Raw genomic sequence first — 20,512 nt, forward strand, 5'->3', positions numbered from 1 at the left:
TTGCCGTGGCCGCGGTGTTGATGCTGGCTGCCGCCACGCCCGTGCTTGCCCAGGAGGCCACGACCGACGGTGGCGACGCGCCCAAGACGCTGGATAACGTGGTGGTCACCGGTTCGCGCCTGCGCCGCGTGGATACAGAGACCGCCAACCCGGTGGTGACCGTGACCCGCGAGCAGATCACCGCCACTGGCAAGGCGACCGTGGGCGACCTGTTGCAGGAACTGCCGTCCATCGCCGGCAACGCGACCAATCCGAACACCAACAACGGCGGCGGTACCGGCGCCTCGACCGTCTCGCTGCGTGGCCTGGGCGACAAGCGCACGCTGGTGCTGGTCAACGGCATGCGCCTGGCCTACAACGACGTCAATGCGATCCCGGCCAGCATGATCGAGCGCATCGAGGTGCTCAGCGACGGCGCCTCGGCTGTCTATGGCTCCGACGCAATCGGTGGCGTGGTGAACTTCATCCTGCGCGATCGTTTCGAAGGCACCCAGTTCTCCACCGATTTCGGCAGCAGCTGGAAGGGCGACGGCAACCGCCGCAACTTCTCGCTCACCACTGGCAAGACCTGGGACCGCGGCAGCATCGTGGCCGGCCTGTCCTACCACAACCTGGATGCGGTCTCCGCCGCGGAACGTGACTACTCCAAGGATGCGCTGTACCTGATCGACGGTGCGTCGGTGAAGCAGGGCTCGTCGGCCACACCGACCGGTTCGGTGAACTTCAACGATGGCTCCGCTGCATCGACTGCACTGGCCGCCTCCAACGGCTGTTCGCGGGTGACGCTCAACAGTGGCGTCAGCGGCACTGCCAGCGCCAGCGACTTCCATTGCTACAGCGCCACCAGTGACTCCTACAACTACCAGCCCTACAACCTGCTGCAGACGCCGCAGGAACGGACCAACGCGTTCGTGATGGGCACCTTCCGCATCAATGACAACGTCGAGGCCTATCTCAATACCTGGTTCAGCAAGACCGAGTCGTCATCCGTCATCGCGCCGATCCCGATCTTCGCCAACGGCGACAACTTCCTGGTTTCGGCCGACAGCTACTACAACCCATACGGCGTCAATTTCGGCACCGATCGCACCACGGGCACTTCGTACAACGACCTCAACACCCGCATCACGGCGCTGGGCAACCGCCGCTACGAGTACGACACCTACAACCTGCAGGTGACCCCGGGCCTGCGCGGCAGCTTCGGCAGCAGCTCGTGGCAGTGGGATGCCAGCATGAACTACGGAAGGGTCAAGCAGAAATCGACCAACTACGGCTTCCTGAACTACACCAAGTTCAACCAGGCCGTCGGCGCCTCGTTCCTGGATACCGACGGCGTGGTCAAGTGCGGCAGCGCGGGTAACGTGATCGCCGGCTGCACGCCGATCAACATCTTCAACATCAACGATGCGTCCAATACGGCTGCGCTGGAGGCGATGCTGGTCAATCCTGTCGTGACCAGCATCTACACGGTCAAGCAGATCGAGGCCAACGCCAACGGCGAGCTGTTCGACCTGCCGGCCGGCACGGTGAGCCTGGCCGCTGGCCTGTCCTACCGCAACGAGTCGACCAGCACCCAGGCCGATGCCGCCTGGACGGCCGACGAGAACGGCCTGTGCGACACGATCGAGTTCTGCGCCTCCACCCTCAGCGGCGGCTTCAACGTCAAGGAAGCCTATGCCGAAGCGCTGTTCCCGCTGCTCAAGGACCTGCCGCTGATCGAGTCGCTGAACCTGACGGTCGGCTCGCGCTTCTCCGACTACAGCTCGGTCGGCAGCAAGACCAACAGCAAGGTGTCGCTGGAATACCGTCCCATCCAGGACCTGCTGCTGCGTGGTACCGCGTCCCAGGTGTTCCGCGCGCCCAACATCAGCGAGCTGTATTCGGGCGTGGCCGGCGATGCGGCCACCGCCAACGATCCGTGCAACGGCTACACCGGTGGCCACGAGGCGGCCTGCGCCAACGTGCCCACCGACGGCAGCTACCAGCAGGCCGACGGCCAGGTCTCCGCCAAGGCTTCCGGTGCGGTCGTGGCGGGGTATCAGCTCAAGCCCGAAACCGGCAAGTCCTATGACGTGGGCTTCGTCTACGACCCGCGCTGGCTCGAAGGCCTGTCGCTGAGCGCGGACTGGTGGCGCATCGACCTGGAAGACACCATCACCACCGTGTCGGCGCAGACGGTGATGAACCAGTGCTACGCGAACTCGGCCAGCAGCTTCTGCTCGCTGATCCATCGCAACGACAACGGCACCATCAACTACATCGCAGAGCCGACGGTCAACCTGGGCAAGCTCTGGGCGCGGGGCATCGACTTCAGCCTGACCTACCGCCTGCCGGAGACCGCGTGGGGCAAGTTCACCGCCAGCCTCAACGGCACCTACACCAGCCTGTACGACATCCTGCCCGACACCACCGATGCGAGCACGGTGACCATCCACAATGCGGGCAAATTCACGTACTCCTACGGCAATTTCCCGCGCTGGCGCGGCCTGGGCACGGTGGCCTGGAACAAGGGCGACTGGAGCGCGTCCTGGCGCATCCGCTATGTCGGCAAGACCCAGATCGGCAGCAGCGACCTGGACCAGGGGTTGTCGGCCGATTCGGATGAAGCCGGCGTGGTCCGCGGCATCGGCGCGTACATCTACCACAACCTGCAGGCTGGCTATCAGTACACGCCGTGGCACACCCGCTTCGAGGTCGGCGTGGACAACGTGACCAACAAGCAGCCGCCGCTGTACTACGCCAACAACGTGACCAACGCCAATACCGACGTGGCCACTTATGACCTGCTGGGCCGCTTCATGTGGGCGCGCATGACGGTGACATTCTGAGGCATGCCGGTCCGGGTTGCACACCCGGACATGGTTCTGACGCCGGCGTGGGCCTTCGTGTCCACGTCGGCGGTCTTCCAGCATGACGGTCGCTATTACTTCATGGGCTCCGAATGCACGGGCTGGAAGCCCAACACCGCCCATGGCGCCACGGCGGCATCGCCGATGGGGCCCCGGACGGAGTTTGGAAATCCCGCGCAGGGTGCCGATGCCGCGCTGACCTTCCACAGCCAGAGCGCCTATGTGTTGCCCTGGCCTGGGCAGCCGGGTCGCTTCATCTACATGGGTGATCGCTGGAACCCCGACAACGCCATCGATGGTCGCTATGTCTGGCTGCCGCTGACCTTGACCGAGGATGGTTTCCGGATCGCGTGGCGCGATAGCTGGCGGCCGGACAAGCAAAAGGCCGGCGATTAAGCCGGCCTCTCCATTTCGTCCCTGCGCCCGGGCGTGTCCGGCACGCAGGATGTGGTGCCTCAGCGCGACAGGTCCAGCAGCAGCTTGTTGAGGCGGCGCACGTAGCCGGCAGGGTCCTTGAGGCTGTCGCCGGCAGCCAGCGCGGCCTGGTCGAACAGCACATGGGCCAGGTCGCCGAAGCGGTCCTCGTCGGCCTCGCCATCCAGGCGTTCGATCAGCGGGTGGGCCGGGTTGAACTCGAACACCGGCTTGGCCTCGGGCACCTTCTGGCCGTTGGCTTCCAGCAGCTGGCGCATCTGCAGGCCCATGTCGCCCTCACCGATGGCCAGGATCGCCGGCGAATCGGTCAGGCGATGCGACACGCGGACCTCGGACACGTCCTCGCCCAGGGATTCCTTCAGGCGCGCAACCAGCTTTTCCTTGTCCTTGGCAGTCTCTTCCTGGGCCTTCTTGTCTTCTTCGGTTTCCAGCGCGCCCAGGTCCAGGTCGCCGCGGGCGACATCGACGAACGACTTGCCGTCGAACTCGGTCAGGTACTGCATCAGCCACTCGTCGATGCGGTCGGTCAGCAGCAGCACCTCGATGCCCTTCTTGCGGAACACTTCCAGGTGCGGGCTGTCCTTGACCTGCGCGTAGCTCTCGCCGGTGAGGTAGTACAGCTTGTCCTGGCCTTCGACCATGCGCGCCACGTAGTCGGCCAGGCCCACGTCCTGCGCATCGGTGCCGGACTTGGTCGAGCCGAAGCGCAACAGGCTGGCGATCTTCTCGCGGTTGGCGTAGTCCTCGGACGGGCCTTCCTTGAGGACCTGGCCGAACTCCTTCCAGAAGGTCGCGTAGTCGTCGGGCTTGTCCTTGGCCAGCTTCTCCAGCATGTCCAGCGCACGCTTGGTCAGCGCGGACTTCATCGAATCGATGACCGGGCCCTTCTGCAGGATTTCACGCGAGACGTTCAACGGCAGGTCGGACGAATCCACCACGCCCTTGATGAAGCGCAGGTACAGCGGCAGGAACTGGTCGGCCTGGTCCATGATGTAGACGCGCTGCACGTACAGCTTCAGGCCCTTGGCCGAATCGCGGTGGTACAGGTCGAACGGCGCACGCGCCGGGGCGAACAGCAGCGAGGTGTATTCCAGCTTGCCCTCGACCTTGTTGTGGCTCCAGGCCAACGCGTCGGCATGGTCATGGGCGATGTGCTTGTAGAACTCCTGGTATTCGGCGTCTTTCACTTCGGACTTGGAACGCGTCCACAGCGCGCTGGCACGGTTGACCGCTTCCCACTCGGGTTCGGCCGGCGTTTCGCCTTCGGCCGGGGCGGGCAGGTCTTTCAGCAGCTCGACGGGCAGGGCGATGTGGTCGGAGTACTTCTTGACGATGCCGCGCAGGCGCCAGCCATCGGCAAAGCCGGCTTCGTCTTCCTTCAGATGCAGCACGATCTGGGTGCCGCGCTGGGCCTTGTCGACGGTGGCCACTTCGAAGTCGCCTTCGCCTTTCGAAGACCAGTGCACGCCCTCGCTGGCGGGCAGGCCGGCGCGGCGCGAATACACGTCCACCTGGTCGGCGACGATGAAGGCGCTGTAGAAACCCACGCCGAACTGGCCAATGAGGTTCGCGTCCTTCTTCTGGTCGCCGGACAGGTGCTTGAGGAAGTCGGCGGTGCCGGACTTGGCGATCGTGCCCAGGTGGGCGATGGCTTCGTCGCGGCTCATGCCGATGCCGTTGTCGTCGATGGTGACCGTGCGCGCGGCCGTGTCGAAGGCGATGCGGATGCGCAGGTCGCTGCCGTCGCCTTCCAGCAGGGACGCGTCGGTCAGCGCTTCGAAGCGCAGCTTGTCGGCGGCATCGGCGGCGTTGGACACCAGCTCACGCAGGAAGATCTCCTTGTTGGAATACAGGGAGTGGATCATCAGCTGCATCAGCTGCTTGACCTCGGTCTGGAAGCCCAGCGTTTCCTTGTGGGTTTCGGTGGCGGTGGTCATGGGTCGTCTTGCTCCGTGGGTTGGACGGGCCGAGGGATGGCCGATGGCTCCCGGGGTATGGGTGGAAGTGGCGTTTTCAAGGGTTGCGGGTGCATGCGCAGGTGCGCGAAGGCGCCGTGAACTCCTGTAGCGCGGAGCTTGCTCCGCTGCCCTTCGGTCAGGACATTGGGAAAGCTCCAGCGGAGCAAGCTCGGCTCTACAGGAAACGCCGGCGTCCGGATCGTTATCATCTGCGGCCTTTCCGCCGATCCTGCCCATGGCCCGTTCGCCATCCACCCCGCATTCCCGGGCCGCCCAACAGGGCGCCGGCCAGGTCCGCATCGTCGGCGGGCGCTGGCGCAATACGCGCCTGCCGGTGCCGAACCTGCCAGGCCTGCGCCCGAGCAGCGACCGGGTCCGCGAGACCCTGTTCAACTGGCTGACCGGCGAGCTGGCCGGCGCGCGGGTGCTGGACCTGTTCGCCGGCACCGGTGCGCTGGGGCTGGAAGCCATGTCGCGCGGCGCCGACAGCGCAGTGCTGGTCGAGCGCGATCCGGGCCTGGCCCGGCAGCTGGGCGAAGTGGTGACAAGACTGAAAGCTGCCGACCAGGTCACGGTCGTCAACGCCGATGCGCTGGCCTGGCTGGAACAGCAGCCGGACGCGGCCTTCGACATCGCTTTCGTCGATCCGCCGTTCGCCGCAGGGCTGTGGGACGCCGTGCTGGCGCGGCTGCCGCGGCTGCTGGCGCCGGGCGCCTGGCTCTATATCGAATCCCCGCACGACCAGGCGCCGGCGCTGCCGCCGGGCTTCGTGCTGCACCGCGAGGGCAGTACCCGCGAGGTGCGCTACGCCCTGGCCCGTGCGTCCCGGGCACCGGCCACTGCTACACTGAACGGCGAACTTTCGACGGTACTTGCTGAATGAGCGTGTCGCCCATCCGGACCGCGGTTTATCCGGGCACCTTCGACCCGATCACCAACGGTCACCTGGACCTGATCGACCGTGCCGCGCCCTTGTTCGAGCGCATCGTCATCGGCGTGGCCGCCAGCCAGAAGAAAGGTCCGGCGCTGCCGATCGAAAAGCGCGTCGCCCTGGCCCGCGAGGCCGTCGCCCACCACCCGCACGTGGAAGTCACCGGCTTCGACAGCCTGCTGGCCGATTTCGTCCACAAGGTGGGCGGCCGGGTGCTGCTGCGCGGCCTGCGCGCGGTGTCCGACTTCGAATACGAATTCCAGATGGCCAGCATGAACCGGCACCTGATTCCCGACGTGGAAACGCTGTTCATGACCCCGGCCGAGCAGTTCGGCTTCATTTCCTCGACCCTGGTGCGCGAGATCGCACGCCTGGGCGGCGACGTGTCCGGCTTCGTGCCCGCCTCGGTGGCCAAGGCCCTGCAGGAAGCGCGCGAAGCCGCCATCGACTGATCTCATCGCTTTCCCCCGCTACTCACATCTCAAAGATCCAACCGGAGGCTGCACCCATGAAGTCCACCAACCGCCTGCTACTGGCCGCCTGCCTGGGCATGTCCATCGTGTCGCTGGCCGCCTGCAAGAAGGAAGAAGCCACGGCGCAGCCAGCCGAAGCCGCTCCGATGACCGCGCCGGCCGGCACCGACGACGCTGCCTGGAAGCCTTACCTGCAGGACGCGGTCGGCCGCAACATGGGCACGATCGCCAATGCGCCGATCATGTACTACCTGCCTGCCAGCACCGATGCAGACTTCCAGGGCAAGTACGACCGCCTGGCCGAACAGGTCGGCAACGCCGTCCAGCGCGGCGTGACCTCGGGCAACATGGTCGCGTTTGGTTCGCCGGACAGCGCCAAGATGGCCGACCTGATCGTTGCCTCGTTCGCCAAGGCCTCGCCGGGCTCGTTCAAGGGCGCGCGCGTGCTGTTCGTCGGCGCCGCGGCCGACAACGACCGGGTCAAGACCTCGGTCGAGCCGACCAACGCCGACTACGTCTTCGTCGAAGCCAAGTGACGAAATGGCGCGTGGCCGCTTAGCGGCCACGCCTTTGCCACTTCCGGAGGAGGCATGCCTCCTCCATCCCCGCGTAGGCGGGAAGTGCTTCAAAACAGCCGAACGGCTGGTCATCCAGTGCCTCAGCTTTTGCGCTTGCCCCGGCGCGTGGCCGCCTCGCGGCCACGCCTTTGCCACTCCCGGAGGAGGCATGCCTCCCTCCATCCCCGCGAAAGCGGGAAGTGCTTCAAAACAGCCGGACGGCTGGCCATCCAGTGCTTTTCGCAGCCAGCTCCACAGCTCGCTGGCACCCAAATCCAAGGCGCTGGATTCCCGCGTTCGCGGGCATGACGGTTGAAGCACAGTTGCGAGCCGGTGGTGCATGTCACCCCCGATCCTCCCATTTGCGGGAATGACGGTCGAAGCGTTCCCGCCCCATGACGGACGGCCAGTGCAATTTCCAGGCAGCTTCGTCAATGTGAAAACGCATAGTCCGGACCCCAGCCATCCCGGTCGGGGTTTTTGCGTTCCACCCGCCCGGCTTGCTCCCGTCGCACCGGTTCCCCATGCTGTCCAGGTTCTCCCCGTTGATATCCATGTCCTTCCCATGTCGCTGAAGATCAATTCGCTCTGCGTCAACTGCGACGTCTGCGAGCCGGCCTGTCCCAACCAGGCCATCTCGATGGGCGAGGAGATCTATGTGATCGATCCGGCGCGCTGCACCGAGTGCGTAGGGCATTTCGACGAGGCGCAATGCGTGGTTGTCTGTCCGGTGGAATGCATCGACCCGGACCCTGAGTTTCCCGAAAGCCGTGAGGACCTGCTGGCCAAACTCCAGCGCTTGCAGGGCGGTTGACGCCGCCCGGCCCTTAATCTTGGAGAGTGCGTGAAATTCCCTAGCCTGATTGCCGTCGCCCTGACGGTTGTTCTTCCGGTTGTTGCCAGTGCGCAGCAGGCCACCGCAGCGGCTCCGGCGGCGCATCCGCCCGGCGCGGCCATCGCCTCCGGGCACAAGCTGGCCACCGAGGCCGGCCTGCAGATCATCCGCGAAGGCGGCAATGCGTTCGACGCCGCGGTGGCGGTGTCCTCCACGCTGGGCGTGGTCGAGCCGATCAGCTCGGGCCTGGGCGGTGGTGGTTTCTTCCTGCTGCACGACGCCAGGACCGGCAAGGACGTGATGATCGACGCGCGCGAATACGCGCCCGAGTCGGCTTCGCCGGAGAAATACCTGGACAAGGACGGCAAGCTGGATCCGTCCAAGTCGATCAACGGTCCCTGGTCGGCGGGCATTCCCGGCCTGCCGGCGGCGCTGGTGGAACTGGCGACCCAGCACGGCAAGCTGCCGTTGAAGCAGTCGCTGGCCCCGGCGATCAAGATCGCGACCGATGGATTCCCGGTCTACGACCGCATGTCCAGGGGCTATGCCCAGCGCCGCGGCGAGATGGAGAAGTATCCGGGCACGCGCGAGGTTTACCTGCGCAATGGCAAACCGATCCAGACCGGCGATATCTTCAAGCAGCCCGAACTGGCCCATACCCTGACCCTGCTGGCCGAGAAGGGCCGCGACGGTTTTTACAAAGGCGAAACCGCCAGGAAGCTGCTGGCTGGGGTGAAGCAGGCCGGTGGCAAGTGGACCGCCGATGAGCTGGCCAACTACCAGGTCAAGCAGCGCACGCCGATCCAGTTTGACTACAAGGGCTGGAAGATCACCACCGTGCCGCCGCCGTCCTCCGGTGGTATCGCCCTGGCCGAGATGCTGCAGATCCTGGAAGGCTACGACCTCAAGACGATGGACCCGGCGCACAGGACCCACCTGGTGGTCGAGGCCATGCGTCGTGCCTACCGTGACCGCACTTTCTTCCTGGGCGATCCGGACTTCACCACCATTCCGCAGCGGGTGCTGCTGAGCAAGGACTACGCGCTGGGCCTGCGTTCGACCATCAACCCGGACAAGGCCACGCCGAGCGACCTGCTGTCGGGCAACCCGACCCCGCTGGAAGACGACGAGACCACGCACTTCTCGATCATCGACGCCGAAGGCAATCGCGTGGGCGCCACCCAGACCGTGAACCTGCTGTACGGCTCGGGGCTGATCCCCAAGGGCACCGGCGTGCTGCTCAACGACGAGATGGACGACTTCGCGCTCAAGCCGGGTACGCCCAACGCGTTCGGCGTGATGGGCTACGAGGCCAATGCGCCCAAGCCGGGCAAGCGCCCGCTCAGTTCCATGTCGCCCACCTTCATGGAGAACGCCGACAAGGACATCGTGCTGGGTACGCCAGGCGGCAGCCGCATCATCACCATGGTGCTGCTGGGCATCCTGGGCTACGACGACGGTTTGTCCGCGCAGGAAGTGGCCGCACTGCCGCGCTACCACCACCAGTGGCTGCCGGACGAGATCGACGCCGAGAGCGGAACCTTCGACGCGACCACGATCCAGGGGCTGGAAGCGATGGGCCACAAGGTCAAGCAGGTCGCCGACACCGCCGCCGGTGGCCGCGGTTCCAGCCACGTCTGGGGCAACCTGCAGACGGTGGAGTGGGACAAGAAGACCAACACACTTAGTGGCGGCAGCGACCCGCGTAACGAAGTGGGCGCGGCGGAAATACAGCCCAGCACGCCGTAAGCGCGCTTCTCAGGAGTTGAACACAGCAGGCGGCGCATTGCGTCGCCTGCTGCTTTTCATGGGAATACGCAGGCGTCGCGCGCATCATGGGCGCCTGTGCTTCGGCAGGAGGTTAGGCTCGATGAAACTCTGGTCCATCACCGGCAATTCGCAGAAGCTCGACGGCGGGGCGATGTTCGGCAATGCGCCGCGCGCACTGTGGGCCAAGTGGGCGCCGCCGGACGAACACAACCGCATCGACCTGGCCTGTCGCGCGCTGCTGGCCTCGCCGCTCAACGGCAAGACGGTGCTGTTCGAAACCGGCATCGGTGCGTTCTTCGAGCCCAGGCTGCGCGAGCGTTTCGGGGTACTGGAAACCGGGCACGTGCTGCTGGATTCACTGGCGCAGGCGGGCTTCGGCCATGAAGACATCGACGTGGTGGTGCTGAGCCACCTGCACTTCGACCATGCCGGCGGATTGTTGGCGCCATGGGCGGAAGGCCGGGCGCCGCAGCTGCTGTTTCCCAATGCGACCTTCGTGGTCGGCGCGCAGCATTGGCAGCGTGCACGCAATCCGCATTCGCGCGACCGTGCCAGCTTCATTCCCGAGTTGCCGGGCCTGCTGGAGGCCAGCGGCCGGCTGGAGATCGTCGAAGGCGACACCTCGCAGGCACTGGGCGATGCGGTGCGGTTTTCCTTCAGTGATGGGCATACGCCGGGCCTGATGCTGGCCGAGATCGTCGGGCCGGTCGCAGCGGCCGATGGCAGCGCGCATGGGGGCGTGGCGTTCTGCGCCGACCTGATTCCCGGGCGCTTTTGGGTGCATGTGCCGATCACGATGGGCTACGACCGCAATGCGGAGTTGCTGATCGACGAGAAGCGCGCATTCCTGGAAGACGCGCTGGCGCGGGACGTGCGGCTGTTCTTTACCCACGACACCGACTGCGCGTTGGCCCAGGTCACGCGCGACGAGAAGGGGCGCTTCGGCACCACCCATGAAGTGGCCGAGCTGCACGCGCGGCCGCTGGCTGCCTGACTGCGCGCGTTGCCGCTCTACGAATGTGATGCGCGCCGGATCGCGGCGCGCAGCCGCAGGTCTTTCGATCAGGACTTCTTGAGGCAGCTGGACATGAAGGTCTTGCGTGCGTCGCCGCTGAGCTTCTTGGTGGCGGCGTCGGCGTTGCAGGTCTTCATGCGCTGCTGCGGCGTGGATGGTGCGGCGGTGGTGGTCTTGGTGCTCAGACAGGCTTTCTGCGCGGACTTGTAGTCCTCGCCGGTCTTGCCCTTGTTCTGGGCCGAACACTCGGCCATGCGGGTCTGCGAGCTGGACTGGGCCAGGGCGTTGAAGCTCACGGTGCCGGCCAGCAGTGCGCAGGCCAGCAGGATCGGACGGGTCATGGCGAAGCTCCGGGATGAGGGGCGGGGGTGGGGCGGATGCTACGCCTGCAGCGGGTGTCTGCGTGTGGCGCCCGATGCCACGCGTCGCACTGGCCCGCAGGCGGCCTGCTTCAACCGATGTCGGCGACCGGAACACATCGCGGGAGCCGCTGCAGCGGCTCCCATGCAGAAAGGGCTGGAGTGTGCGATCAGCCTACGCGGGTGCCGAAGATGCGGTCGCCCGCGTCGCCCAGGCCCGGCAGGATGTAACCCTTCTCGTTGAGGCGCTCGTCGATGGCGGCGGTGTAGACCTCCACGTCCGGATGCGCGGCTTCCAGGGCCTTGAGGCCTTCTGGCGCGGCGACCAGGAAGATGCCCTTGATCCGCCGCGCGCCGGCACGCTTGAGCATGTCGATGGTGGCGATCAGGGTGCCGCCGGTGGCCAGCATCGGGTCCAGGATCAGTGCGTCGCGTTCTTCGAGCCGGCCGGTCAGGCGCTCGAAGTAGGGCACCGGCTGCAGGGTTTCCTCATCGCGCTGCAGGCCGACCACGCTCACGCGCGCGGCGGGAATCAGCGCCAGCACGCCGGGCAGCATGCCCAGGCCGGCACGCAGGATCGGCACCAGGGTGATCTTGGCGCCGGCGATTTTCTGCACTTCGACCGGCCCGTCCCAGCCCTGCATGGTGTCCGGCTCGGTGTGCAGGTCGGCGGTGGCCTCGTAGGCGAGCAGGGTGCCCAGTTCTGTGACCAGTTCGCGGAATCCCTTGGTGCTCAAGGAGGCATCGCGCAGCAGGCCGATCTTGTGGCGGACCAGGGGGTGGCGGACTTCAACGGTCTTCATGGGCAGGCGTTCGACATGTGGGGAACGGCAAGGATGTGCTGCCGGCGACCCAGGCGCAAACGGCGGGAAGGCCGCGTCGAAGGCGGAGCGGCCGCAGGTCGGCCTTGGAAAAATGACCACCCTGTCAGATTTGGGTGCGTGTAACAGGGGAGAAACCTTCCGAAAATACCGTGCCGACCCATTCTTTACATGTCTGGGGAAGTGACTTCGTGTTGAATCGCCACCGCCTTGCCACCGCCGTGTCCCTGACACTGGCGGCTCTGGTTGCCACGCCCGCCTTCGCTGCCGACAACGACGTCGCAGCCAACAACGCCAGCCTTGCCGATGGATCGGCCGATGCTGCCGCTGCCGCGCCGGCCGACGCCACCACGCTGGACAGGCTGGTGGTGCGTCCGCAGCTGGAAGCTCAGGTGCGCGCGATCGACCTGAAGCGCGATTCCAACGCGATCCTCGACGCCGTCGCCGCCGATGACGTGGGTGATTACCCGGACCAGAACGTGGCCGAGTCGGTCTCGCGCCTGCCGGGCGTCAGCGTCACCCGCGACCAGGGCGAAGGCCGCTACGTGGTCGTGCGCGGCCTGGATGCGGCGCTCAACAGCGTCACCGTGGATGGCTTGTCGATCGGTACGCCGGAAAGCGACAACCGTTCCACTCCGCTGGACCTGATTCCTTCCGAATCGACCGAGCGGTTGAAAGTGGTCAAGTCGCCGACCCCGGACATGCCGGGTGATTCGATCGGCGGCGCGATCGAAATTGAGTCCGCCTCGGCTTTCGACCGCGACGGTCGCAGCATCCGCGCCAAACTCGAGGCCAACCACCAGGAGCTGAGCGGCAAGACCAGCCCGAAGGGCGCGTTCAACTACAGCGACCTGTTCGCCGACAACACCTTTGGCGTGGCGTTCGGCATCAACTACCAGGACCGCAAGTTCGAGTCGGACAACACCGAAGGCGAGTACGACGAACTCGATAACGGCGACATGTTCATGGTCCAGCAGCAGCGCCGCAAGTACGCCATCGAGCGCAAGCGCATCGGTGCCAACCTCAACCTGGACTGGCACCCGGACGCGGACAACAAGTACTACCTGCGCACGCTCTACAGCGACTACCAGGATGCCGAGACCCGGCAGAACACCGTCATCGACTTCGATGCCGACAATGTGGTGGCCAACGGCGATGGCACCTATTCGGCGCCGGTGGACGACCTGAGCAAGCGGGTGCGCTACCGCACCAAGAAGCAGAACACCGAGGCCGTCAGCTTCGGTGGCGAGAACCGCCTGACCGGCGCGGTCGTCGACTACCAGGTTGGCTACAGCAAGACCGAGGAGCGGGTGGACGACGAGATGGAAGCGCGCTTCAAGATCAAGAAGAGCGTCAAGAGCGGCCTGACCGCCACCATCGACCAGAACAGCGGGATGCCGGACATCGTCTTCTCCGACGACAGCTGGGAATCCAACGACAACTACGCATTCAACAAGGTCGTGCTGTCGCCGGGCAGGACCGACGACAAGGAAGTCAGCGCCAAGGTCAACGTGCGCTTCGACGGCGAGAACAGCAGCTACAAGATGGGCCTGCTGGGCCGCTTCCGCGACCGCAACGTCGACAAGAACGAGACCGAACTGTCCGAAGGCCCGGACATCGACCTGGCCGACTGGACCGTGTCGGCGCCCTCGCACCGCCACAACAGCCTGGGCCAGGCGCTGAGTTCGTCGGCCATGCGCGCTTACTGGGCGCAATACGGCAGCGAATACAGCGCCGACGCAGGCGACACCGCCGTCAACGCTATCGCCGCGCTGGCCGAGGACTACAGCGCCAGCGAGGACATCCTGGCCGCCTACGCGATGGGCACCTGGGACATCGGCGCACTGCGCGTGATCGCCGGCGTGCGCGCGGAAAGCACCAGCTTCAGTGCCCGTGGCTACGACGTCGTGGGCGCGAGCGATGGCGAATCGTTCACCGTTTCGCAGGTCGAGGCCAAGCGCAGCTATGCCAACATCCTGCCGGGCCTGCACGTGCGCTGGGATGGCGGTGATGGCTGGGCGCTGCGCGCGGCGTTGAACAAGACCGTCTCGCGCCCGGGCTTCGGCCAGATCGCGCCGCACACGGCGATCAACAACGACGACGAGGAAATCCAGGTGGGCAATACGAACCTGGATCCGTATGAGTCGACCAACCTGGACTTCTCCTTCGAGAAGTACCTGGGCAAGAGCGGCATCGTTTCGCTGGGCGTGTTCCGCAAGTGGATCGATGGCTACATCGTCGACCGCGTGAGCGAGATCGACGACGGTTCGGACTATGACGGCTACAAGCAGACGATGGCCATCAACGGTGACAAGGCCAAGGTGATGGGCGCCGAGTTCAACTACCAGCAACAGCTGGATTTCCTGCCCGAGGGCTGGAACGGTCTGCTGGTCGGCGCCAGTGGCACCTGGCTGGATACCGATTTCGATCCGGGCATCGCCGATCGTGCGGACGACAGCTTCAACCTGCCGCGTGCTTCCAAACATGTCTACAGCGGCTACCTGGGCTACGAAAAGGCCGGCCTCTCGGCACGTGTGTCGGCGGTGTACCGCAGCGAGTACCTGGATGAGATCGGCGACAGCAAGGCCTACGATATCTATGTGGCGCCCAATACCCAGCTGGACTTCGGCCTGAGCTATCAGGTCACCGACAACGTCGAGCTGTACTTCGACGCGTCCAACCTGCTGGACAAGCCGCTGGAGCGTTACCAGGGCGACCGTTCGCACACCCAGCAGTACGAGGAATACGGCCGCACCTACGCCGTCGGCATCAAGGTGAAGCTGTAATGCGCGCGGCTACGATGACGCGCGGCGCGGCCGCGCTGGGACTGGCGTGCGTGCTGCTGGCCGGTTGCAGCAAGCCGGCCGTCGAGGCGCCGGCTGCCTCTGCACCGGCCGATGCCGCTGCGGCCGCCAAGGCCGACCGCGAGCCCGACGAGGCCGGCATTGATCCGACGCTGGCCACGTCCAATGTGGCGCATGTGGTGGTAGCCGAAACCTTCGTCACCGTGCCCACGCCGGAGGACAACCTGGATTCGCCGGCCAGCTGGATCACGCCGGACGGCCAGCGCTGGGTCATCGCCACCGCCAAGAAGAGCAGTGAGCTGGTGGTGTTCGACGGCGACACCGGCCAGCGCCTGCGCACCGTCGCGGGCAAGGGCAGTGCGCCGGGCCAGCTGGATCGTCCCAATGGGATTTCCGTCGTCGGCGATCTGGTGCTGGTGGTCGAGCGCGACAACCATCGCGTGCAGGCGTTCTCGCTGCCGGATTTCAAGTCGGTGGCGGTGTTCGGCGCCGACGATCTGAAGAAGCCATACGGCCTGTGGGCGCACGAAAAAGACGGCGGCATCGAAGTCATCGTCAGCGACAACTACATGCAGGGCGCGGATGAGAAAACCGTGCCGCCGCTGGCCGACCTGGGCCAGCGCTTCCGTCGCTATGAACTCAAGCAGGCCGGCGGTCGCTGGAAGGCAACGCTGACCCAGACCTTCGGTGATACAACCGAAGCCGGCGCGATCCGCATTGCCGAATCGGTGTTCGGCGACGCCGACAACAACCGCCTGATGCTGGCTGAGGAAGACATGGCCGTCGGCACGCGTCTGCGCGAGTACCGCATGGATGGCAGCTACACCGGTCGCGACGTCGGCGCGGACCTGTACAAGGCCCAGGCCGAAGGCATCGCGCTGTTGGCCTGCGCCGATGGCAGTGGTTACTGGATCGGCACGGACCAGTTCAAGGACCGCAGCGTGTTCCAGGTGTTCGACCGCAGGACGCTGCAGCCGGTTGGTGCATTCGCCGGCAAGGTCACGGCCAACACCGATGGGGTATGGATGGATGCCCATGGCGATGCGCGCTTCCCGCAGGGCGTGTTCTACGCATTGCACGACGACCAGGCCGTGGCGGCATTCGATTGGCGTGACATTGCCAGCGCGCTGAAGCTGCCGGAGTGCAAGCGTTGATCGCTGCTGCACGGTCACGGACGACAGCTTTCACCCTGATGCTCGCCGCCGGCCTGGCCGGCGCGGGCATCGCCTCCGCCAAGGACAAGGCTGGCAACGCGGAGCCGAATACCCAGGTTCCGATCGGCAGCACGCACTATGCGGCGACGGGATTCCCGGACCGCATCGTGGCCTCGCCCGCGCAGGATGCCGCGACCGGCTTCGCCGTGGCCTGGCGCACCGATGCGTCGGTGTCGCAGCCCAGGCTGGAACTGGTGATCGCCGGTGATTCGCCCGATCTGGGCACGCCGCGCGTGCTGACCGCGACCACCACGCCGCTAAAGAGCGAGAACGGTCTCTCCCACCACCATCGCGTGGATGTCGATGGGCTCAAGCCGGACACGCTGTACGCCTACCGCGTGCAGGGCACGGACACCTGGGGGCCGTGGAACCAGTTCCGCACCGCCGCCAGTGCTGACACGCCGCTGACCCTGCTGTACTTCGGCGATACGCAGAACAAGAACCTGAGCCTGGTCTCGCGCGTACTCCGCCAGGCCTGGCGCAGCACACCCGATGCGCGCCTGACCTTGTTTGCCGGTGACCTGGTCAGCGGCGGCGACGGCCAGGACGATAGCGAGTGGGCCGAGTGGTTCGAAGCGGGCAACTGGATGCTGCAGGGCACGGCCATCGCGCCGGCGCCGGGCAACCACGAATATCGCGAGGAGTTCGAAGACACGCCGCAGGAACACCGCGTGCTGGGCAACCACTGGCCGGTGACCTTCGCCCTGCCGAAGAACGGCCCGTCGGAAACCGCGCAGACCACCTACTGGTTCGACTACCAGAACGTGCGCGTGGCGGTGATCGATGGCACCTCGGCCCTCGACCTGGGAACAGGCGAGGCCCAGGCCGCATGGCTGGACAAGGTGCTGTCGGAGAACACGCGGCCCTGGTCGATCGTGTTGATCCACCAGCCGTTCTATTCGCCGCGGGCCGAGCGCGACAACGAGAAGCTGGTCGAGCAGGTGTTGCCGGTGATCCGCAAGCACAAGGTTGATCTGGTGCTGCAGGGCCACGACCACACCTACGGACGTCGCGGCGATGCCGACAACACCGTCACCCCGGTGTTCATCGTGTCGGTCGCCGGGCCCAAGCAGTACCGGCTGTCCGACTACGCGCGCAAGACGATGAAGCCGGTTGGCGAGGACACCCAGCTCTACCAGGTGCTGCACCTGGATGCGCAGCGGCTGACCTATGAGTCGCGCACGGCCACCGGCCGCCTGTACGACGCGTTCGACCTGGTGCGCGATGCCAACGGCGACAAGCGCGTGGTCGAACACAACGAAGGTCGCATCGCCCCGCGCGACTGTGCACGACCGGTCTCGCCCAAGGGGCGAGAGGACCGCTGCTGGGAATGATGTGATGTCCATCGCCCGGGGGCTTGTCCATGAAAGGAGAGCTCCCGGATACGCCTCGCTGATCCGGGCAAGAGCGGCTTTCCAAGCGCCGACGACGTCCTGAAGGAAGAACCCTCATGCGATTGAAGCTCGCTGTGTATACCGCCCTGGTGCTGGCCTGCCTGCCGGCCCTGGCCGGCGCGGCTGATTACATCCGCAACCCGTTGCACGTGCCGCAGCCGAAGAAGGCACCGGAAGAAGCCACCGTGCTGGTGGAAATCCCGGCCGGCAGCTTCACCAAGTACGAAACCACCGAGGACGGCCTGATCTTCGTCGACCGCTTCCAGTCGATGCCGGTCGCGTACCCGGCCAACTACGGGTCGATGCCCAGCACATTGGCCGGCGATGGCGACCCGCTGGACGCGCTGGTGCTGACCCGCGAGCCGCTGCATCCGGGCGTGTTGATCAGCTTCCGGCCGATCGGCGTATTGCGCATGATCGACAAGGGCGAGCACGACGAGAAGATCATCGGCGTGCCCACCGACAAGATCGACCCGACCTACGCCAGCATCCGCAACCTGGCCGATTTGCCGGAGATCGAGAAGCAGCGCATCGAAGCCTTCTTCCGCATCTACAAGGACCTGCCGGCCGGTCGCAACACGGTTGAACTCAACGGCTGGGGCGACGCGGCCGAGGCACAACAGCTGATCGGTGAAGCGATGGCACGCTTCAAGGACGCGCCGAAAAGGCAGTAGTCGGCGTAGGGCGGGGCTCGACCCGCCGTCGCGGTTGCCATGGATCGTGGTGGCGGGCCGAGACCCGCCCTACAGGCCTTTCGCTTTCTCGTAGAGCGGAGCTTGCTCCGCTGCCCTCCTCGGATCATGGGAATGCCCCAGCGGAGTCCCCAAGATGGGATTGCCACAAGCTCCGCTCTACGGGGATTCCCGTAATCCTGCGGTCAGGCCGCGGCGGCCTGCTGCTGGCGCGGGCCTTCGCGCAGGGCCTGGCCGACCATCGACACCAGCAGGTCCAGCTCGGCTTCATCGAGGTTGAAGTGCGGAGTGAAGCGCAGTGAGTTGGCGCCGCCGTGGATCACGTTGAGGCCGCGTTCGCGCAGCCATTCCTCGGTCGAACCGGCGCCGTAGCACTTGAACTGCGGGGCGAGTTCGCACGAGAACAGCAGGCCGGTGCCCTGCACGTTGGTGATCAGGCCGCCCAGCTCGCTTTTGAGTTTTTCCAGCTTGGCCACGGCCTGCGCGCCGCGGGTGCGGATGTTGTCGCGTACGGCCGGGGTCAGCAGGGCCAGGGTGGCGCAGGCCACGTCCAGCGCACGCGGGTTGCTGGTCATGGTGTTGCCGTAGACGCCCTTGCGGTACAGCCCGGCGGCGTGTGCGGTCACGGCCAGCACCGACAGCGGATATTGCGCGGCGTTGAGCGCCTTGGAATAGGTTTCCATGTCCGGCGCTTCCAGGCCTTCGAAGCCCGGGTAATCCACCACCGACAGCACGCCGTGGGCGCGCAGGCCGGCTTGGATCGAGTCCACCAGCAGCAGGCTGCCATGGGCGCGGGTCAGTTCGCGGGCGATGGCGTAGAAGGCCGCCGGCAGCGAGCGGCCCGGGTCGCCTTCGCCCATCACCGGCTCCAGGAACACCGCCTCGATGAACCAGCCGTTGGTCTCGGCATCGGCGAAGACCTGCTTGAGCGCCTCGCCGTCGTACGGCGCCACGGCGATCACCGAGGTCTCGTTGCGGTAGCTGGCCAGGTGCTGCTGGTAGACCTTGCGCGAGGAATCCGAATACAGGCCGGGCAGGTCGGTGCGGCCGTGGAAGCTGCCCTTGACCACCACGCGCTTGATGGTGCGACCGGCATAGCGCGCGCCCGGGTCGGTCATCAGTTTGGTGTTGACGTCGGCGATGCGCGCGGCCAGGCCGACGGCTTCGGACCCAGAATTCAGGCACAGGAACTTGGCGAACGGGCAGCCGCCGCGCGTATGTCCGATCTCGGCGCGCAGGGCGCGGTCGAAGCGCAGCTGCGACAGGCTGGGGGTCATGATGTTGGCCATCGCCTGCGGCCTGGCCAGCGCGTCCAGCACCGGCTGCGGGGTGTGGCCGAAGCCGATCATCCCGTAACCGCCAGCGTCGAACAGCACCGCGCCCTTCAGCGTGACCAGCCAGGGGCCACAGGCGGCCAGGGCCACGTACGGGTTGATGGCGTCATCGGCATAGAAATTCACGTAGCCGGCCTGCAGCGCACGGACCTGCTGCGCTTCGTCCAGGTCGAGCAGGTCGGCGAATTCGGCTTCCAGTCCAGCGAACTGTTCGGCCGCGGCGGCAATGGCCTGCTGCAGGTCCGGGTGGCCGGCGGCCAAGCGCGCCACGGTGGCATCGTCCAGGCCGGTGGTCTGGCGGGCACCGGCGCGGGCGCGCAGCGGGGCGAGGGGGGCGGTCACGGACATGGCGGTCTCCTTCGGAAACAACAGGCTTGGACGGGTGCGCGCGGGATGCGGCACACAGCGCATGGGCGGCCTATGCAGCAGGGCCTGGACCCATTATCGGAAAAGCGACTCGTCGTTTGGCAGGGCCAATCCGATCAATCGCATGGTAGATTTCGGCGAAACGACGAGGACTCTGGTGAAAATGAAGGTTTCGGCCGCGGATCAACTGCTGTTGTCGGTGCTGCGCGAGAACGCGCGGGCCTCCATTGCCGACATCGCCCGCAAGCTGGAGCTGTCGCGGACCACCGTGCAGAGCCGGATCGAGCGGCTGGAACGCCAGGGCGTGATCAGCGGTTACACCGTGCGCCTGGCCGATGAGGTCGAACACGGCCACATCCGCGCCCACATCATGATCACCGTGCGCCCCAAGCAGATGCTGGCCGTGACCAAGGCCCTGCGGACCATGCCCGAGGTGCGGGTGCTGCATTCGGTCAGCGGTTCCTACGACCTGATCGCCATCGGCGCAGTGCCGACCGTGGGCGACATGGACGTGCTGACCGACCAGATCGGCGCCATCGACGGGGTGGAGCGCACGACGTCCTCGATCATTTTGTCGACCAAGTTCGAGCGGTGATGCGGCCCGAGGCTGGTTGAGCACAGGTGCCCTTGTAGAGCGGAGCTCGCTCCGCTGCCTTTTGGGCGGATTCTCGGGAAAGGCCCCGGCGGAGTCCCCAAGATGGGATT

The 20,512-nt window shown here is 65.9% G+C and carries 17 protein-coding genes; 13 read left to right on the forward strand and 4 right to left on the reverse strand.

Annotated elements, in window-relative coordinates:
• Window positions 1–20: 20 nt before the first annotated feature.
• Together O8I58_RS19075 and O8I58_RS19080 are read left to right on the forward strand one after the other, a co-directional pair.
• Entirely contained in the window at window positions 21–2,828 is a 2,808-nt protein-coding gene (locus O8I58_RS19075) for a TonB-dependent receptor domain-containing protein (protein WP_298323211.1), read from the forward strand.
• A gap of 30 nt (window positions 2,829–2,858) precedes the next feature.
• Window positions 2,859–3,245, forward strand: a complete 387-nt coding sequence (locus O8I58_RS19080) for a glycoside hydrolase family protein (protein WP_298319551.1) — start codon at window positions 2,859–2,861, stop codon at window positions 3,243–3,245.
• 59 nt (window positions 3,246–3,304) lie between these two features.
• On the opposite strand, the gene htpG is transcribed toward O8I58_RS19080, so the two are convergent.
• Entirely contained in the window at window positions 3,305–5,221 is a 1,917-nt protein-coding gene (htpG, locus tag O8I58_RS19085; protein ID WP_298319552.1) for a molecular chaperone HtpG, read from the reverse strand.
• A 256-nt stretch (window positions 5,222–5,477) separates the two neighbouring features.
• Here htpG and rsmD point away from each other — a divergent pair, with 256 nt between their 5' ends.
• The 6 genes from rsmD to O8I58_RS19115 all read left to right on the forward strand — a co-directional run bounded on the left by rsmD (window position 5,478) and on the right by O8I58_RS19115 (window position 10,802).
• Window positions 5,478–6,125, forward strand: coding sequence for a 16S rRNA (guanine(966)-N(2))-methyltransferase RsmD (gene rsmD, locus O8I58_RS19090; RefSeq protein WP_298319554.1), 648 nt, complete (start codon window positions 5,478–5,480; stop codon window positions 6,123–6,125).
• Complete coding sequence (gene coaD, locus O8I58_RS19095) at window positions 6,122–6,625, forward strand: pantetheine-phosphate adenylyltransferase (protein ID WP_298319556.1); 504 nt, start codon at window positions 6,122–6,124, stop codon at window positions 6,623–6,625. Before rsmD ends, coaD begins: the two co-directional genes overlap by 4 nt.
• A gap of 56 nt (window positions 6,626–6,681) precedes the next feature.
• Complete coding sequence (locus tag O8I58_RS19100) at window positions 6,682–7,182, forward strand: hypothetical protein (protein ID WP_298319558.1); 501 nt, start codon at window positions 6,682–6,684, stop codon at window positions 7,180–7,182.
• A gap of 586 nt (window positions 7,183–7,768) precedes the next feature.
• Entirely contained in the window at window positions 7,769–8,017 is a 249-nt protein-coding gene (locus tag O8I58_RS19105) for a YfhL family 4Fe-4S dicluster ferredoxin (RefSeq protein ID WP_298319560.1), read from the forward strand.
• A 60-nt stretch (window positions 8,018–8,077) separates the two neighbouring features.
• Window positions 8,078–9,787, forward strand: coding sequence for a gamma-glutamyltransferase (gene ggt / locus O8I58_RS19110; RefSeq protein ID WP_298323214.1), 1,710 nt, complete (start codon window positions 8,078–8,080; stop codon window positions 9,785–9,787).
• Between the two features lie 121 nt (window positions 9,788–9,908).
• Window positions 9,909–10,802 (forward strand): MBL fold metallo-hydrolase, encoded by an 894-nt coding sequence (locus tag O8I58_RS19115; protein ID WP_298319562.1) that lies wholly within the window; start codon window positions 9,909–9,911, stop codon window positions 10,800–10,802.
• 68 nt (window positions 10,803–10,870) lie between these two features.
• Here O8I58_RS19115 and O8I58_RS19120 read toward each other — a convergent pair whose 3' ends face one another.
• Complete coding sequence (locus O8I58_RS19120; RefSeq protein ID WP_298319564.1) at window positions 10,871–11,164, reverse strand: PsiF family protein; 294 nt, start codon at window positions 11,162–11,164, stop codon at window positions 10,871–10,873.
• A gap of 188 nt (window positions 11,165–11,352) precedes the next feature.
• Window positions 11,353–11,985: a uracil phosphoribosyltransferase gene (gene upp, locus O8I58_RS19125; protein ID WP_298319566.1), complete on the reverse strand. Its 633-nt coding sequence runs from the start codon at window positions 11,983–11,985 to the stop codon at window positions 11,353–11,355.
• Between the two features lie 209 nt (window positions 11,986–12,194).
• Here upp and O8I58_RS19130 point away from each other — a divergent pair, with 209 nt between their 5' ends.
• The 4 genes from O8I58_RS19130 (at window position 12,195) to O8I58_RS19145 (ending at window position 18,089) form a co-directional block, all read left to right on the forward strand.
• Window positions 12,195–14,789: a TonB-dependent receptor gene (locus O8I58_RS19130; RefSeq protein ID WP_298319568.1), complete on the forward strand. Its 2,595-nt coding sequence runs from the start codon at window positions 12,195–12,197 to the stop codon at window positions 14,787–14,789.
• Entirely contained in the window at window positions 14,789–15,961 is a 1,173-nt protein-coding gene (locus tag O8I58_RS19135) for a phytase (RefSeq protein WP_298319570.1), read from the forward strand. Before O8I58_RS19130 ends, O8I58_RS19135 begins: the two co-directional genes overlap by 1 nt.
• Window positions 15,962–15,999: 38 nt before the next feature.
• On the forward strand, window positions 16,000–17,355 hold the full coding sequence (locus tag O8I58_RS19140; RefSeq protein WP_298319572.1) for a purple acid phosphatase family protein: 1,356 nt from the start codon (window positions 16,000–16,002) through the stop codon (window positions 17,353–17,355).
• A 116-nt stretch (window positions 17,356–17,471) separates the two neighbouring features.
• Window positions 17,472–18,089, forward strand: a complete 618-nt coding sequence (locus tag O8I58_RS19145) for an inorganic diphosphatase (RefSeq protein WP_298319573.1) — start codon at window positions 17,472–17,474, stop codon at window positions 18,087–18,089.
• Between the two features lie 203 nt (window positions 18,090–18,292).
• On the opposite strand, the gene O8I58_RS19150 is transcribed toward O8I58_RS19145, so the two are convergent.
• The gene (locus O8I58_RS19150) at window positions 18,293–19,789 is read right to left on the reverse strand and encodes an aminotransferase class III-fold pyridoxal phosphate-dependent enzyme (protein WP_298319574.1); all 1,497 of its coding nucleotides are present in this window, start codon (window positions 19,787–19,789) and stop codon (window positions 18,293–18,295) included.
• Window positions 19,790–19,970: 181 nt separating this feature from the next.
• Between O8I58_RS19150 and O8I58_RS19155 the strand changes: the two genes are divergently transcribed.
• A complete protein-coding gene (locus tag O8I58_RS19155) occupies window positions 19,971–20,402 on the forward strand; it encodes an Lrp/AsnC family transcriptional regulator (RefSeq protein ID WP_298323217.1) in 432 nt (143 codons plus the stop codon).
• Window positions 20,403–20,512 lie beyond the last annotated feature (110 nt).

The organism is Pseudoxanthomonas sp., from assembly GCF_027498035.1.
Lineage (GTDB): Bacteria > Pseudomonadota > Gammaproteobacteria > Xanthomonadales > Xanthomonadaceae > Pseudoxanthomonas_A.

Excerpts from the sequence above, each read along its gene's own strand:
- O8I58_RS19075 (WP_298323211.1), top strand. The coding sequence starts at position 21 with ATGCTGGCTGCCGCCACGCCCGTGCTTGCCCAGGAGGCCACGACCGAC.
- O8I58_RS19080 (WP_298319551.1), top strand. The coding sequence starts at position 2,859 with ATGGTTCTGACGCCGGCGTGGGCCTTCGTGTCCACGTCGGCGGTCTTC.
- htpG (WP_298319552.1), bottom strand. The coding sequence starts at position 5,221 with ATGACCACCGCCACCGAAACCCACAAGGAAACGCTGGGCTTCCAGACC.
- rsmD (WP_298319554.1), top strand. The coding sequence starts at position 5,478 with ATGGCCCGTTCGCCATCCACCCCGCATTCCCGGGCCGCCCAACAGGGC.
- coaD (WP_298319556.1), top strand. The coding sequence starts at position 6,122 with ATGAGCGTGTCGCCCATCCGGACCGCGGTTTATCCGGGCACCTTCGAC.
- O8I58_RS19100 (WP_298319558.1), top strand. The coding sequence starts at position 6,682 with ATGAAGTCCACCAACCGCCTGCTACTGGCCGCCTGCCTGGGCATGTCC.
- O8I58_RS19105 (WP_298319560.1), top strand. The coding sequence starts at position 7,769 with ATGTCGCTGAAGATCAATTCGCTCTGCGTCAACTGCGACGTCTGCGAG.
- O8I58_RS19115 (WP_298319562.1), top strand. The coding sequence starts at position 9,909 with ATGAAACTCTGGTCCATCACCGGCAATTCGCAGAAGCTCGACGGCGGG.
- O8I58_RS19120 (WP_298319564.1), bottom strand. The coding sequence starts at position 11,164 with ATGACCCGTCCGATCCTGCTGGCCTGCGCACTGCTGGCCGGCACCGTG.
- upp (WP_298319566.1), bottom strand. The coding sequence starts at position 11,985 with ATGAAGACCGTTGAAGTCCGCCACCCCCTGGTCCGCCACAAGATCGGC.
- O8I58_RS19135 (WP_298319570.1), top strand. The coding sequence starts at position 14,789 with ATGCGCGCGGCTACGATGACGCGCGGCGCGGCCGCGCTGGGACTGGCG.
- O8I58_RS19140 (WP_298319572.1), top strand. The coding sequence starts at position 16,000 with ATGCTCGCCGCCGGCCTGGCCGGCGCGGGCATCGCCTCCGCCAAGGAC.
- O8I58_RS19145 (WP_298319573.1), top strand. The coding sequence starts at position 17,472 with ATGCGATTGAAGCTCGCTGTGTATACCGCCCTGGTGCTGGCCTGCCTG.
- O8I58_RS19150 (WP_298319574.1), bottom strand. The coding sequence starts at position 19,789 with ATGTCCGTGACCGCCCCCCTCGCCCCGCTGCGCGCCCGCGCCGGTGCC.
- O8I58_RS19155 (WP_298323217.1), top strand. The coding sequence starts at position 19,971 with ATGAAGGTTTCGGCCGCGGATCAACTGCTGTTGTCGGTGCTGCGCGAG.